Origin of the sequence: Verrucomicrobium sp. BvORR106 (genome assembly GCF_000739655.1) — a bacterium.
GTDB lineage: Bacteria > Verrucomicrobiota > Verrucomicrobiia > Verrucomicrobiales > Verrucomicrobiaceae > Verrucomicrobium.
On sequence record NZ_BATR01000085.1, the window covers coordinates 24,861 to 39,090 of the forward strand.

Genomic DNA, 14,230 nt, shown 5'->3' on the forward strand with positions numbered 1-14,230 from the left:
GGATTTTGGATTTTGGATTTTGGATTTTGGATTTTGGATTTTGGATTTTGGATTTTGGATTTTGGATTTTCAAGGTTCGAGGAATCGTGAATGGCAGGAATTCCACTTATCACTTTTTACTCTCAACTTTTCACTGCATCCTTCCCCCTCAAATCTTCCCCAACAGAGTCTTAACAATCTCCTCCGTGCTCACCCCATCTCCCGTGGCCTGGTAGTTCGGGATGATGCGATGCCGCAGCACGGGCAGGGCAACCTCGCGTACTTCCTCGATGGAGGCCGTGGCTTGGCCGCGCAATAGGGCCAGGGCGCGGGCCGCGCGGGCGAGGTTCTGGGAGGCACGTGGACCGGCGCCCCATTCGACGTAGCGCTTCACATATTCATCGGCCAGAGGGGATTCAGGGCGGGTGCTATGCGTGAGTTTCAGGATGGCTTGGAGCACGGAGTCGGGCAGCGGTACTTCCACGGCCACCTTCTGCAGCTCCAACACCCCGGCAGCGTCCAGCACCTTCTCGGCGACGTCCTGGTTGCGGCCCGTGGTGCGGCGCACCACATCCGCCTCCTGCTCCAGAGTGGGGTAGCCAATCTTGAGGTTGAAGAAAAAGCGGTCCAACTGCGCCTCCGGCAGCGGGTAGGTGCCCTCATGCTCCACCGGGTTCTGCGTGGCGAACACGAGGAAGGGTTCCTCCAGCCGGCGGGTCACGCCTGCTACGGTGACCTGCTTCTCCTGCATGGCCTCCAGCAGCGCGGCCTGCGTCTTGGGCGGGGTGCGGTTGATCTCATCTGCCAGCAGCAGATTGGCAAACACGGGGCCGGGGGTGAACTCGAACTTGCGCACCCCGCCGGCATCGCTCTGCAGCACCTCACTGCCCACGATGTCGGTGGGCATGAGATCCGGGGTGAACTGGATTCGATGAAACTTCAGCCCCAGTGCCTGCGCCAGCGTGCTGACCAGCAGCGTCTTGGCCAGGCCCGGCACGCCCACGATCAGACAGTGTCCCCGGCAGAGCAGGGAGACCAGCATCTGCTCCTGGATCTCCTCCTGGCCCACGATGACACGGGCTAGTTCACGGCGCACCCGTGCAGCGGCGTCTTTGGCGCGTTCCCATTGTGCGGCAAAGGCCGCGTCGGTTGTTTCGCTCATCGTATCGGTAAGAGGTTGATCGGTAATTCAGTGATTCAGTGATTCAGCGGGCAGATGTCCTGAGCCGCCTAAAGGCGGTACTCCAACCAAGAAGTAGAAGCGGAGAGGGTTGGAGTTCCGCCTTTAGGCGGCTCAGTGAGGCTGGACGCGGTGTTCATGGTCAGGGCTGTTCCTCAGATTTGGTGTCTTTCGGCTCCCGCGCAGCGGGCTTGAAAGCACTGGCTTCCATCCAAAAATTCAATTCCGTGGGGTTCCAGTTACGCAGCCGTTCGTCGAGAGCGGCACTCATTTGAGTTTCAGGAATTACGTTGCCATCCTGCGCCGGGCCACCCAGACCGGGATATTCTGCCGAGGTCCAGTTCTGCCATCGGCGGTCAGCATCCAGATGCCAGTGGAAGAGGGTTTGATCCCGATGGTTTTGAGGCCAACGAAGCCAGGCGCAGCCCTGGATGCCCGGAGGAGAACCAAACTGGCCCTCGAATTTCTGAATCCACTCCATTGTACGGGGGAGATTCAAGTTCGGTCTATCCAGATCAGTTGGGGAATAGGTCTCAACCTCGATCTGCCAGCCCTGCAGCAGTGGCAGTGGGCTGAGGTGAAGGGTGACGCCGATTTCCTGTCCCTCTTGTTGAAGGGTGCGAGTGCGAGTGACCTCTGCCAGGGAGGCCATGAGGGCTCCGTCAAGAGGCTTGCCCAAGGCGGACTGAAGTGGCGCCCACTTCTCCAACTCGGGTGACGAGCCAGTCACCTTGGTGACGCGGAGCGCCAAGGGTCGCCACTCTGGGGGGACTCCTGACTGGCGAAGCTCCTTTTGCAGAGCCAGTTTCTCCGCCAGCGAAAGCGTGCGCAGGTACTCAGGCCATCCACGCTCTGTCAGGCCTGGGATGGCCTGGAGGATTTCCTGGAGACGAGGGGCGGGCACGTCCCCGGCAGAAGGGAGAGGGGGCAGGGGCCTGCCTTCGAGAGAGGCCTTGCCGTGCTCAATCCACAAGGGCCAGAGATCTTCGGGATCGAAGCGATAGACCTCCGCGACAAAATTTCTCCGCCCATAGTCTTCGAAGAGATTCGCCAGCCAGTAGATTTGATCCGCGAGCGGACGTGAGCCTCCATTTTCATGGATCACCGGGGCGTTGCCGTCCTCCTGGATGATTTGGAGAAGAGCCTGACGTCGGGCATCGGTGAGTTCAAGCGGATACTTGATCGTAGTCTGAATCAGATTCCACTTACGTGTGCCATCGCCTTTCTGGAGACGGGTGACTGCCTCCAGACCCAGGTCCGGGAGCAACTCCTTATCTTTCACTGAGACGACCGCGGTGCGCAGCTCTTGCGAGAGTTTTAGGTCGGGTATTTTGCGATTGACATAGTCTTCGATCACCGAACCTATCGTCCGTCCTGCGGCCAGGGCCTCCAAGTTCTTCAGTCGATGCTGGAAGGGCTCAGGCAACTCTCCTGGTTTGACGTTGGGGTCTTTGTCCAGGGCGGGTGCAAGCTGTTCAAGCAGGGTATTGCGGAACTGCGCCAGCGCCGGTTGGGCGGCTGACTTTTGTCGCTGCACGAGCTCTGTGAAATGTTCAAAGTACTGGAGGGGATTTTCCAGCATGAGATTGGCGACAGAATCAAGATCCGCATTGTTCCCATTCCGGATGATGCCTGACAAGGCGTGAGACTTTTGTTCGTCGTTGACAACCTTCAGATAGTACTTGGCAACCTCCACTGGAGACTTGCCGTGGACATCTTTGGCAGTCTTCAGTGCCAAGTCACGCAGTTCCGCCAGATCCGTTGGTAGTTCCCCGCCTTCCTCTTCACGGAAGGGCACGATCGATTCGATGAAATCACGTGCCAGTTCGCCTCTCGTCTGCGGACGATAAAAGTGCGGCCATTTTTCATCGATTTCCTCTTCGGTCAGCTCCGGAGGATCGGTACTGAAGTCAAAGCCGGCCTCATACGGATCGTAAGAGGGAAGGCGCTGTCCCACCAAGACGTCATCCCCCAGGCCGGCGGCAATCACGCTGATCCAGTCCCAGTCTTTATCCAGGACGGCGCGCTGCCAGGTGGGCAGGGACTCCTTTTGAGTTTCGAGATCGCTGAAACCCTCGGGATTGGCCGCCATTCGCACTCCGGCCAGCCATTGCTTACCCAGGTAGTCCATACCTTGCGGGTACTCTTCAAGTTCCTGCTCCGTGGCGCCTTGCTTCTTTGGAGGCTGGCCCTCTGTCACGGATGCCCACCACGCCTGTTGTTCAGGTGTGAGGAATGAAGCTTGAGCGAGGGCAGGCACCTGTGGCGAGGACAGGCGTTTTTGGACGGACTGTTGCAGTTTCTCTATGAGGGGGCGGACGGCCCACCCCCGGCTGTAGGTTTGCAAAAGTCGCTGGAGATCCGTATTCAGTGCCTGCCAGTCCCGGGTTCCGGAGAACTTGTCCAATGCCTTCTGGTACTGCTGACCCGCGAGAGTCTGAACGGCCAGATCAAGGAGCCGGTCTTGACGGGGCACGATGGCAAACAAGGCCTGTGCGGCCGCTTCTGCCTCGGCCCTGTATCCCCGTCGGTGATATTGGGCGGCCCGGAAGAAGAAGGAAACAATCGTATCCGAACTGTACAGGAGGTTCTCTCTGACCGGCTTGGAGGTCGCGATGGCTTGCAGCCCTTTCGCCAGAGCTTGGGCGTCGGCTCTCTCATCTGCTGGCAGCAGGCTGATCCGCTTGGGTTCACCCCAGGAGTGCACCAGTTGGGTGCTGTTATGGATCTGCCAGCCATCCCACACCAGCAGCTCTGGTTTGCCGGGCTCTCCGGTTGTCTTGTCTGCCCAGCCCCGGGTGTAAGTCTTCTCCAACTCCGTGACGACGGCCCGAATCTTATCCTCGCCCGAATTGGGGAGGATCTGTCGGCTACCCACCCCCTCAATCTCCCGATACTCCCAACGGTCCACAGGCAGCTCCTGAAGCCCCAGCTCAAACAAGAGGTCAAACCCCTTCCCAAAATCCGGTGCCGCGGCGCAGGCCGTGCCGCCCATGTCAGGGATAAAGGGAACAATCCCCGGAACACAGAGGCAGGCAGAGACAGAGAACCATGCGATCATCATCATCCGCCGCGCAGGCCCATGGGCCTGCCTCAAGCGGCTGATGCTGTGATCGACAGAATTCATGGCAGTGGGTGACTTTCCCCAAGCGGGGCAGCGGAGAGGGTTGGAGTGCCGACCTTAGTCGGTATCAGTTCATCAAGAGGTTCAAAGGCTCGATGACTTACATGCCATCTGCCGCGGCGAGGTTATTCAGGTCTGACGTCTGGCGTTTTCTTCTCTGAAGTCTCCGCCGGAGGCGGATTCACCGCCCCGGCCTCGACCCAGAAGTACTCGGTGGCGGGGTTCCAGGTGTTGATGCGTTGTTCCAGGACCTTGGTGATTTCTGCTTCGGGTATGGTGTTGCCGTAGCCGGGGGCTCGGCCCAGTTGTTCATGCTCTTCTGAGGCCCAGTTCTGCCACTTGGAGTCCTTGTCCAGATGCCAGGTAGCCATGGCTGCCTCACGCGGACCCTGCATCCAGCGCAGGGAAGCGTAGCCATTCACCACGACAGGCTCTGGACTGGCAGAGCGGAGTCCCTTCAGCCATTTGGCACCTTGGGAGACCAGGGAGCGGTCGTAGGCGTTTTCCTCGCCGTCTTCCACCGCATCGCTCAACTCCAGATTGAGGGCCAGCCCTTGGTAGAAGGGTTTCTGCTGAATGAAGCAACGAATGCCCTTGCCCTCGCCCAGCTTGCCCAGCTCTTTGCGGCAGGCCTCCGCCAGTTTCACGATGGAGTCTGGCGTGATCTTTTGCCCGGTGAAGGTCTTCACCGCGTCCAGTTCAGAGAGGGCATCTTGCTTGCCCGCCACTTCCACCACCACCAGCGCACGCTCGCGCCAGGCGGGCTTGAACTCCGCCTTCCGTATCTCCTCGCCCAGAGCGAGTTTTTCATCCAGGGTAAGGGACTGCAAGTACTTCGCCCAGTCGTTGTCTGGAGGGGCGTCCAGAGCCTGGAGCATGGCCTGACGGCGCTCAGAGGTCACACTGGCTGAAGATGGAGTGGGGGGCATGGCCGTGCCCTCCAGCGTGGCCCGACCCCGCGCAATCCACAGCGGCCAGAGCGCCTCAGCATCCACGACTCCCATGACCTTGCGCCGGATGGATTCCAGGTCGTCGTTGGCCAGATAGTCGGCCGTCCAGTACACATAGCGGGAGAGAGGATCCGTCGCACCGAAGTTGGACTTCACTGGCGCATCCGGGTCGTCCTGCAGGATCTTACGTAGGGCCTCCTTCCGGCCGTCGGTGATGCCCTGGCCAAAGTTCATACACTGGGCAAGCAGCCGCCATTTGCGGTCGCCATCGCCTTTGGGAAGGCGGGGCACGGCCGCGAGGATGGCATCCACCGTCTGGTCACGGTTTTCCGCGGCGTTGCCCAGGGCACTGAGTTGCCGCGTGAGCTGGGGCGCACTGAGCTTGCCGGCCACATAGTCTTCCAGCAGCTCCACAGGGCCCCGACCAGAGGTCAGGCCTTCGAGCATCGTCACCTGTTCTTTGAGATAGGCTGGCAGTTCACCCTTGGCCACTTCCGGATCGCTGCCGCCCTGGCGCACCTGTTCATCCAGCAGGGCCTTGCGGTATTTCTCCAAGAAAGGCTTGGCGGCGCCCTTTTGCTTCCGAATCAGGGTGGTTGCCTGCTCGAAGCGCTGGCCTGGCTCTTCCAGAATGAGGGATTCCACCTGCTTGAGGTCAGCCTCTCCGCCCGCATGGATGAGGGCAGTCATGGCCTGGCTCTTCTGTTCTCCGCTGCCGCCCTTCAGGTAGAACTTGGCGATCTCCAGTGAGGATTTGCCCTTCAGCGCCTTGGCAAGATCCAGCGCCACCTGCCGGAGTTCATCCGGGTCCGTGGGGAGTTCATCGCCCTCCGCATCGTTCACGGGCAGCACCACCTGCAGGAACTCACGGGCCAGATCGTTGCGAGCAGGTGGGCGTTGCAGGTTTTCCCACAGTTCCGCGAGCTCTTCCTCGGTTAGCTCTGGCGAGTCCGATTCGAAATCGAAGCTTCTGGAGGAACGGTCGTACCCACGCCCCGGCATCGCGGTCAGCGTCTCATCGCCCAGCCCGGCGGCCATGACGGTGATCCAGTCCCAGTCATTCTCCAGCGGCGCGCGCATCCAGGCAGGGGCGGATGCGGTCTGCTCCTTCCACATCGCCAGGCTGTCCGGATCCGCCTGCATCTTCATGCCGTACAGCCAGATCTGGGCGAAGCTGGACAGCTCCAGGTTGCCCATGCTTTCATCGACGCCCAGCTCTTCCTCTGCGTCTTCCGGTTCGCTCTCTTCCTTGTCCTCCTCGGTGGCGGCGTTTTGTGCCGTTGCCTGCGGGGCACCCTGGGTGGCCGCACCGGCGGCTCCCTTGCGCTTGGGCGGGACGTCTAGCTGCTGCCACCATGCCTGCTGTTCCGGAGAAAGGTTGGCGGCATGGATCAGCGGTGGAGCCTGACCCTGCGGCACGGCAAGCCGTTGCTGCACGAGCTTGTGCAGGCGCTCCACGACAGGGCGCTCCGTCCAGCCACGCGTGTAGGTGACGAGGAGCTTGGCCAGTGCAGCTTCGAGTTCCTTCCAGTCGCGGTTGCGTCGGAAGCTCTGCATGGCCTCCGCGTAGCGGTTGCCCGCCAGTTTTTCGACCGCCAGGTCTACTAAGCGGTCTTTGCGCTCCACGAGGCTGAACAGCGCCTGCGCCGCCGCCGCCGCTTCCTCCTTGTGTCCGCGCCGATGGTATTGCGCAGCGCGGAAGAGATAGGTGACGATGAGATCCGGAGAGTAGAAGAGCGTACGCTTGGTGTTGGCGTCTCCATTGGCCAGCTCCTGGATGCCCAGCGCCAACGCTTTGGCGTCTGCCTTCTCGTCCGCCGCCTTCTCTTCCTTGGTCGGCGCGAATTGGCTCCACTGCACCCCCGCCTGACGCATGAGACGGGAGGCGGCTTGGTCGTTGGTCGTGCCCTGAATCCGCCATCCGTCGGTGAGGATGCGTCGATACGTGAGATTTGGCTGGGCTGAATCCGGGACGGTCGGCTTTTCCACCCAGCCGTGGGTCAGCGTCTTCTGAAGTGCCTCAATCTCCGCTGAGGATTTGCCGCTGCGGGATCTCCCGCCGAACGGGTTCTCCATTTCAGAACCTCGGAGGCTTTCAAGCGCGAGATACTGCCAGTCGGGTCCAGAGACATCTGGCAGGCCCAGGTCAAAGAGGATCTCCAGTCCCTTTCCGTAGTCCACGTCCGCCGCCTGCACCCGGGGGGCAGGCAGAGTCACGGTGAAAAACAGCGGCAGCACCACAGGTGCCGGCCCCACCAGCGCAGCGGTGAAAGCAAGATTTCGCCACAAGGGCATGGTGCGTCCGTAGGACGAGGGGTGGGCCGAACTCATTGGGGGTGATGAAGATTCGTTTTTCCGCTGACTGGTTTAACCCAGATGCCGTTCAAAAGGGAAGGGAAAATATTCCCGGTTGGTGCTTATTGGTGATGAAAAGTTTATCCATGAGGGTGAGGGTGATGGACCAGGGGGCACGAAAGGAGTGCTGGCTTTGTTGCAATGTCGTCAGGGAAATAGCGGCGAGGCCGATGACCTCCCTTCTGCGAACGAACTGAGGGCTGAAAGCCCGGTGTGATGGCAGCCTTGGGCAACGCCCAAGGTTCGTTAGGCATTTAAGAGATTGAGGGCTGTAGGCCCGACGTCATTCAGGGATGCTCGTCGTGGGCAGGCTTGATGAGGCCGGGCCTTCAGCCCTCATGGGTTGTTTGGTCATCTATTCCTTGGGCCGTTGCCCAAGGCTGCTATTAAGCCGGACCTTCGGCCCTTCTGAAGCGGCATTCCTGCCACCGGGATGGCGGATGCGCCATCGCTACTCCGGGGCTTGCCAAGGCAAAACGGCACACTATCCTTTTCACTGAAGGCATTGGGTTTGATTGAACATCCCCGCCCGCCTGTGGGGATCATGCCGCGGAGAAAGGTGAGCCCAGCCTAATGGCGAAGGTGTCATGTATGGAACAGCTTGGAGCAGGCAATGAATGCTGATATATTGGACGCAGCGACGAATAACCAGAAAATGGAAATGAATCACCACGACCGGGCCAATGCCATCATCGAGGAGGTTCTCAGTCTCGCGCTCAATCGTCACCTGCATCTCTTGGAAGATGCCGGATACCTCAATCAGCGGGCAATTGCCAAAGGACTGCAGGGGGGAATTCAGGGGAAACCTGAAGGACCGCTGCATTTGAAGAACGCCTTGATTGATGAAATCTGCCTGAGATTGGGGCCAGCGGTTGCTGACTATTTGGCGTATCCCCGTGAAGACCTCTGGCCGATGTCCGGTGAATGATCTTGTGTGCACTCGTTAAGGAGCCCGGGTACGATGCTGAAGAACGTGATGAGTGGCCAGAGCGTCCGCCACTTCTTCCGCCAAACCCTCCGCTCCTGAGCCGACGGGGACCGTCGAACTACTCCGCAGTGTCGCTTCGGGCGTAGTCCGGACGTGCGGTCCGGCTCAGTCGCCGCAGGGACGTACGTTCTATCCACCGATCCGATCCCCATCTTCCGCAGCCAGCACTCCCGCACTTCCTGGCTCCGCGGATGTAGCTACCAAGAAACCAAGTCAGTCTGGCCGGATTCAGTCCGTCCGAAGTTGATCCCTGTAGGGGATCTATGGCACAGTCCAACGTTGACGAATTTCCAGCTCTCGTTTTTGGTCATGGTGTGTACCGCCATGTTGATATCTTGGATGGCTAGCCTATTCGGGGTGAAATCGCCCGTGGAGGAAACACTCAAAGCACTGCCCCTATGATTGCGCCGCTCAGTCTTGTAGAGCTTTCTCTCGTGACGGCCGCACTTGGCCTCGCTGCCGTAGTCGTGACGATTCTCCTGAAACTCGCCGACTCGCGGCGTGTGGGATTCCAGCTTCCGATCACGGCATTGGTTCTTCTAGGGATGATTGTTATGGGTGTTTGGATTGGATTTCGATGAAGTTGGCGCTCCACGGAGAAACTTCACCTACCGGGAAGTTATTGGCTGCCAAGGAACCTGGGGTGGTGAAATGCGGTCTGACAGTTCTTAAAGCAGTCTGTGCCTGGGAAGCTGGGGAGCGCACGCATCCCTGCGTGCTGTTCGCGGCATCTTGCCGCGAACGTCGGGCAGACATGACATCGCATCCGCCGGACTTGGAGGCGTTGACGGCGGTGGGGAGAAAGTGGGTGCTGTCGGCCTTACCACCTGATCAATCCTCTGCGAAGGCCCCCAACGTTGACTCGCTCAGGGCTCGTCCAACGTTGGGCTGTGCTAGATATCCCCTTCAGGGATAAACTGCGAACTGATACGGCACCTCAAGGCGGTTCCTTGGCGGCCACCCCGACCACGCGCATCTGGGGAGGCTGCCGAAGGAAACGACGCTTCTTCCCTGCTCAGGCGAAGTTCTTCCTCGAAGAGGATGGGGCTACAAGCCCAACGTTGACGAGCTTCCAGCGAGTCTACGTTGGGTATCACCCCGCCTCGCGGTCAGGTGTGGAGGCCAATCTCATTTTCTTTCAAAGCATGTCTTTCTAAGATACCCATCACGTCCACTTCCATCGCCACACACTCAGCCTCGCTTGCCTTTCGCGATTTTTGGGCATCCTTTCCACACCGGCCCCCCAATGACTCCCGCCTGTTACAAGCTCTTTGCTTATGCTGTCGACAAGGTGACTCCCCGTGACGTGTGGGATTTCAGTCCGAATGATCCAGGGTTTCCGGGATACGTCCGAGAGTTCACCGCGATACTCAAATCTCGAAAACTGCCCAAGGACGCAGATTTCGACATCACGGAGACGATTGGATTGACCATGTGGGGCGACGCGGAAACCGAAAAGGATCCTGATCGCTTCCGCCGGTTCCGCGTGTTCACAAACTCCGTGGCAGTCGCGCTGTGTGCCGGACCAGATGGTGTCCCTCTCACGATGGCCGCCAACTATCCATGTATCCGTCTCCTGGAAGATGCCCATGCCTTGGGGGACGAGCAGTTGCTAAGATTGCTCTATCCCGTCTTCGGAGATTTGTTCGCCCGCCTTGAGACGGATGGGTGGTCCAACCGTGAGGCTCCGCTCCTTTTATTGGGGCAGCTCATACTGGCATTAATGGGATATGGCAGCCCCAACGATGTGCCCACATTGGCGGCCACGCTGGTGAAGCTGGGCTCCGTTGCGAACGATCACGTGCCAGCCGACTTCCTCTGGAACTGCACCAACTTCGACCAACTCCACGCTGAGTGGAAACGATTCGTTGGAATCGCGTTTCCGGAGAACTCTCCCATCGAAGATGTCGCCTTGCTGCGCGATACGCTATTGTAGTAGCCTCATCTTTCAAATACGCCGCCATGGAAGAAGAGCTAAACAAGAATCCGCCGCTCGGTCGCAGCCTGATGCCGAATGGCAACTTCGTGTTCAAGGTCTCTCCTCGATAGGCGATTGCGATACGACAGGGCGAGCGCAGCTCGCAACGGTGGCCAACGACCCGGCGGGCGCTCGCGCAAGCCTTCCTTTCCTGTGTACATTTTTCACTGGCTTTTGGCCCGCCGACCTTTGTAAGGTAGGTTCATCGCGAAAATTGAGGAAACTCAATTCACTTCCCTAACCCTTCTGCCCATGAAGCACACGCGGTTCGCCCTTTCTGACTGGCCCATGTGGGGGGGATTGATCATGATGATTCTCCTATTCTCCGTGCAGATCATTGGGATGGCTGCGGGGATGATCGCTCTCGACCCCCGGGAGGATTACTTGGATCCGCCTAGGATGAAAGAAGCGGCGGCGGAGTACCAGCAGTACCTTCTCGCGCTGAGGGATGCGGAGGGGAACTTGCGCCGAATCGGCGAACTGCCTACCTATGAAGACCTGGCCCGGAAATATGAGGAGCTTCAAGGCTACTCTTGGCAGGTGAATGGTGCCCGGCTTGTTGTCGTGAAACACGTGGTCGGTGAGGCGCCAGAGGTCTGGTTTCTGGTCATGTCTTGCATGGCGCTTCTTGTATCCGTAATGGGAAGTCTGTTCGGGGCACAGCTTCTCCATTCATTTTCTCCCAAGGCCGTGTTTCGCCGGTGATCTGGGCGCAGCAGGGCACGATGATCGCAGGGGGCGAGGTGAGATGGGCCCGGAGGATTCTTGAAGCCTCTCCGGGCCATCCTATTGGGATCGGTCACGCCTTGCCCGGAGGCTGCACAATCGGCTCCACAAAGAAGTACTGCTTGTGTCCGCCGGAGGCGAGCTCCTTGGCGCGTTCCTCCGCCGCGCGGCGGGTCTCGAAATCGCCCACATGGAAGCGTCCTCCGTTGTCGTCCTCGCGATAGAGAGAGTGAGGGCTTTTCGCCACAGCAGGATCCGTGGCGGCCTTGTACAGAGCCGCAGCAAAGGCGCTGATCGGCTTCTCCGGCACTGCCGCCCACCAGCCGAAGTCGTCGTTGCCCCACTTCACGCCCAGACCTTTCACGATGGTGCGCAGCAACTCGACCTCAGAGGCTTCCTTGCCCGCATCCAGCAGGGCGAAGTTCGCGGTCGTTCCCTGGGCCGTCGGGCCCTGTACAGGGAGGAGGTTGACCCGGCATCCGGGGCCGCCCGGTGTTCCTTTGCGATGATATGGACTCTGTTGCGTGCTCATGTACGAGGGGAAGAAGTAGGCAGGAGCCGGGGGAAGTAAAGGGGGGAGGTGCTAAGTGCCTAGTGACTGGAGCTTGGTCTGGGCGGCGCGGGGCTACCTGAAGATCTTGGCTGCGGTGAGCAAGGTGAAGACCAGCAGCATCAAGCCTGAAATGACCGTTAGCAGCAGGAACACAGGCCGGACTTCCTCGAAACTGCGGCCTGGTTTCAGCAACTGTGCCTGAAATCCCGGGAACCGGAGCGCTGCTGCCGAGATGCCAAAGAGGAAGGCCACCGCAGCAAGCATGAGCGGACCAGGAAATGCGGTGATGGCGTCCGCTTGCAAAAACTGAAAAATGAAAAGCGCGTTCCAGATGGCCACCGCGACCAGGATAGGAACGATGCGCAACGGAAATCCCCGCGATTTGCCGACGGAGGACAATTCGCTGGCTTTTCCAGCAGGAATGAAGCCCGCATTGGCGATGGCCTTGAGCGTGGAGGCCGGGTTGCACCAGAAGATGATTTTCTCGGGAGCCTCGGTGGAGGTATGTCGGATGCGAATCCCGTCACCGAGAACCGGAATGCCTCCGTAGGGTTCAATGGCAACAACCTGCTCCGGGGAGAATCGATGTCGGCCCGTCTCAAGCAGACCGAACATCGTGGTGGCCACGCTGAGGTGTGCCGCATCGCATTCCAGCGTGGCAAGTGGCCAGGTGTAGTTGACGAATCCAATGCGTGCGCCGCCCCGCACGTGACAGGGGGTGGTGGGAGATGGAGTTGAACTCGTGTTCATCTAGGGTGTCCTATTTTGCGGTAGGTTGTGGAAAAAGGCCAGTAACAAGGTCGCCCCTTATCGCGGTGAGTGGCGCCCTCCCACGAAGAGCCTTCCGTCCGCTCCAGCGTTTCCAAAGTCGCGAAGCGTCTTGGAGTGCTGGTGACTCGACACCGCTTTGGCGGCCCTTGTGACAATCTCGAACCGTAGCAGTTCAGCAACGTTGATTCTCAGCGCGATTTGGATGTCCCTCCGGCAGCGTGGATCGCGGGGCCGGAGTGGTGGGGCATCACGGGAAAACCTCGCATGCCGGGAAGTTAGTGCCTGCCAAGGAACTTGGGTAGAGAGGCACAGACTCACAGGCCTTAAATGGCCTGTGCCCGGGAAGCTTGGGGAGCGCACGCATCCTGCGTGCTGTTTGCGGCATCTTGCCGCGAATGTCAGTCAGCGCATGACAACTGGTCCAACCGACGTGGAGGTGTTGATGGCAGTGGGGAGGAAGCCGATGCTGTCGGCCTTCCCACCTGATCATCCTCTGCGGAGATACCCAGGGTCTCCGTCCACTTCGTGGCCTATGCCCCTGGGCTGGGCTCGGTGGGCCTTTCAGGCCCAAATCCTATGAGGGGACTTACAGAGAGGGCTGAGCCAGAGTCGGTTCCTTGCCGCCTATTCCAATCGCGTGCGATTTGGGATCGCCGCCAAGGAATCAACACCGTCCACACACTCAGTCGAAGTTCTTCCTCGAAGAGGATGCGGCCACAAGCCCAATGTTGGCGAGCTTCCAGCGAGTCTGCGTTGGGTGCCGTCCAACGATGATGCTCAGGTGGGAAGGCCGACAGCATCCGCTTTTCCTCCCACCACCTTCAACGCCTCCATGTCACTCGAATGCGATGTCGCACAAATGTTTGGTTGCGCCTCACGAGGCCACACGCTGCCTGACGTTCCCGGCAAGATGCCGGAAACAGCACGCAAGATGCGTGCGCTCCCCGAGCGCCCCACTTGCCGCGTCCTATTCCGCATGCAAAAGCTGGTGAGCGAGCTCATGCCAGCGTGCAATCGTGATGCCCTGATGCTGGTCGATCGCAAGCGGATGATCCATGGGCTCCACCGTAAAGAGCGGCGTCTGTCCCGGTGGTCGTGATTGGACCGAGAGCTTGAGATGAAGCGTGCTGGGATACACGTGAATAGGGCTGCACAACCAGCCAAAGTACGGCGGGTCAAGCCCCCGATCCGGCTCCTCCCAGCGATCACCCATGTGTAGAAAGCTCTTCTCACTGAGGGACGACCAGACCGAGAAAGACAGGGGCTCATCGTGCCCATGTATAGTAACCTCGATGTGCCCTCGAACAAAGAACTGAGATTCATCCACCACGCACTGGTCTGGTGTCAGTTCCACCCGCGACTCGAACTCGTCCTCCGGCACCAGGGCTCGCCAGGGGGCTTCAATGCCAAAGCAGACGGGCAGATCGTCGTGAGTCCTTCCACAGTCCGGGCATTGCCAAGTCATGGATCACAAACGGTGCTCGCGCTCTTATCGGCAAGTGAATTTGGGGTGCCAAGAGTCTTTCACCACAGAGCGTAGCAGAGACGCACCGCGCTGCGCCAGCGTTTCGTGCGCCGACTGCCAATCGAGACCTGACCTCCAACAGCTCCAGCGCATCCAATGTC

At 59.5% G+C, this 14,230-nt stretch carries 10 protein-coding genes; 4 read left to right on the forward strand and 6 right to left on the reverse strand.

Going from position 1 to position 14,230, the window contains the following annotated elements:
• Positions 1-148: 148 nt before the first annotated feature.
• From BV106_RS12935 to BV106_RS12945, 3 genes are all read right to left on the reverse strand, one after another.
• Complete coding sequence (locus BV106_RS12935) at positions 149-1,141, reverse strand: MoxR family ATPase (RefSeq protein ID WP_038165232.1); 993 nt, start codon at positions 1,139-1,141, stop codon at positions 149-151.
• A 160-nt stretch (positions 1,142-1,301) separates the two neighbouring features.
• A complete protein-coding gene (locus BV106_RS12940) occupies positions 1,302-4,286 on the reverse strand; it encodes a hypothetical protein (protein WP_265595637.1) in 2,985 nt (994 codons plus the stop codon).
• Positions 4,287-4,408: 122 nt separating this feature from the next.
• Positions 4,409-7,528: a hypothetical protein gene (locus BV106_RS12945; RefSeq protein WP_265595638.1), complete on the reverse strand. Its 3,120-nt coding sequence runs from the start codon at positions 7,526-7,528 to the stop codon at positions 4,409-4,411.
• Positions 7,529-8,201: 673 nt separating this feature from the next.
• On the opposite strand from BV106_RS12945, the gene BV106_RS12950 reads away from it, so the two are divergent.
• The 4 genes from BV106_RS12950 (at position 8,202) to BV106_RS12965 (ending at position 11,259) form a co-directional block, all read left to right on the forward strand.
• Positions 8,202-8,516, forward strand: a complete 315-nt coding sequence (locus BV106_RS12950; RefSeq protein ID WP_265595639.1) for a hypothetical protein — start codon at positions 8,202-8,204, stop codon at positions 8,514-8,516.
• Between the two features lie 458 nt (positions 8,517-8,974).
• Positions 8,975-9,157, forward strand: a complete 183-nt coding sequence (locus BV106_RS12955; protein ID WP_038165236.1) for a hypothetical protein — start codon at positions 8,975-8,977, stop codon at positions 9,155-9,157.
• Positions 9,158-9,822: 665 nt separating this feature from the next.
• Positions 9,823-10,512 carry a hypothetical protein gene (locus tag BV106_RS12960; RefSeq protein ID WP_038165237.1) on the forward strand — a complete coding sequence of 230 codons (690 nt, stop codon included), beginning with the start codon at positions 9,823-9,825 and terminating at the stop codon, positions 10,510-10,512.
• A gap of 294 nt (positions 10,513-10,806) precedes the next feature.
• On the forward strand, positions 10,807-11,259 hold the full coding sequence (locus tag BV106_RS12965; protein WP_038165238.1) for a hypothetical protein: 453 nt from the start codon (positions 10,807-10,809) through the stop codon (positions 11,257-11,259).
• A 94-nt stretch (positions 11,260-11,353) separates the two neighbouring features.
• On the opposite strand, the gene BV106_RS12970 is transcribed toward BV106_RS12965, so the two are convergent.
• The 3 genes from BV106_RS12970 to BV106_RS12980 all read right to left on the reverse strand — a co-directional run bounded on the left by BV106_RS12970 (position 11,354) and on the right by BV106_RS12980 (position 14,069).
• Positions 11,354-11,812, reverse strand: coding sequence for a hypothetical protein (locus BV106_RS12970; protein WP_038165241.1), 459 nt, complete (start codon positions 11,810-11,812; stop codon positions 11,354-11,356).
• A gap of 93 nt (positions 11,813-11,905) precedes the next feature.
• Positions 11,906-12,583 (reverse strand): hypothetical protein, encoded by a 678-nt coding sequence (locus BV106_RS35500; RefSeq protein WP_051945736.1) that lies wholly within the window; start codon positions 12,581-12,583, stop codon positions 11,906-11,908.
• 988 nt (positions 12,584-13,571) lie between these two features.
• A complete protein-coding gene (locus tag BV106_RS12980; protein WP_038165243.1) occupies positions 13,572-14,069 on the reverse strand; it encodes a DUF2199 domain-containing protein in 498 nt (165 codons plus the stop codon).
• Positions 14,070-14,230 lie beyond the last annotated feature (161 nt).